The organism is Brachybacterium sp. AOP25-B2-12 (assembly GCF_052378625.1).
GTDB lineage: Bacteria > Actinomycetota > Actinomycetes > Actinomycetales > Dermabacteraceae > Brachybacterium.
Genome location: NZ_JBQSXW010000065.1, coordinates 1 through 1046 on the forward strand (window position 1 = coordinate 1; position 1046 = coordinate 1046).

The following is a 1046-nucleotide window of genomic DNA, read 5'->3' on the forward strand; positions in this document are numbered from 1 at the left end:
GTGTGACTCAGGCCACGTAGGCTAGGTCTGCACCGTACATGGATCCGGGCGTCGGGGGGTCGTGTTTGGCAAACAACCCTTCCGCCCTCCACTTGCAAGGGCGGGCCGTTGCCCTCAGGAGGAACGACTTGCAGCTGCTCTCAATCGCGGACAACATGACGGACGCTGAGGCTCTCCTCGGTGGCGACGCCGGAAACCCAAACAATGGCCGCCAGGGTGTCGCCGGCGCACTGAGAGACCAATGGCGCGAAGGGGGACGGGTTGGGCAGTGGTGCATCTTGACTCCACGCGGGATGTACAACGTGTTCACTGGTGCGCCTCTTGCGTCACAGAATTTGCCCTCGGATGCCGAGCGACTCGTGCTGTTCGATGCTCAGCGGCAGTATGCCGATAGGCTCTCTATTTTTCGATGCATGCACGAACTTAGGGCGCCCATTGTTACAATGGGGCACAGCATCGGTTATGGCCCCTCCGCATTTCGGATTCAATCCGATGCTTTTTGGAAACCCGTGCGGGGGGATGTGCAGATTTTCCCAAGCTCTGCTGCTCGCACGGCATCGCGATCGATGGAACGTGAGCTCTTGCGTCTGTCGGGCTGCTCGATGCGCGAACGAAAGCGCGTTGTAGTCCCGTACGGAATTAACGAACCCATGGCCCCACCAAAGGATCCGCCAAACTTTGGTGATCATGGGTACCTCCTGACGGTTGGACGCCTAGATCCGCACGACAAGTTCGACTTCGAGTCCTATGCTCGAGCGGTTGGTGCTCTCGTTGCCAGCGGCGGTCCCGCGAGTGCTCCGGCGATCGTCATTGCTGGGAAGGAGCGCGACGAGGCGTCCACTGCGGCGATCGCGCAGATGTTCGCGAAGCATGCCCCTGGCGCGCAACTATTGGTTATGCCGGACGTATCCGAGAGAGATAAGTGGGATCTGTACTGGGGTGCGCGAGCGCTTGTACACCCCACAAACTCCCATGCAGAAAGCTACGGGCTCACGTTGGGTGAAGGTGCAGCGGTGGGTCTACCTATTATCGCAACAGACTTTTCC

General features: G+C 59.6%; 1 protein-coding gene. It reads left to right on the forward strand.

The genetic code is table 11. The annotated features are described in order from the left end of the window. Positions 1–293: 293 nt before the first annotated feature. Positions 294–1046, forward strand: a 753-nt coding sequence (locus ACT3TZ_RS15150; RefSeq protein ID WP_444584241.1) for a glycosyltransferase, incomplete at its 3' end; no start/stop codon positions are given.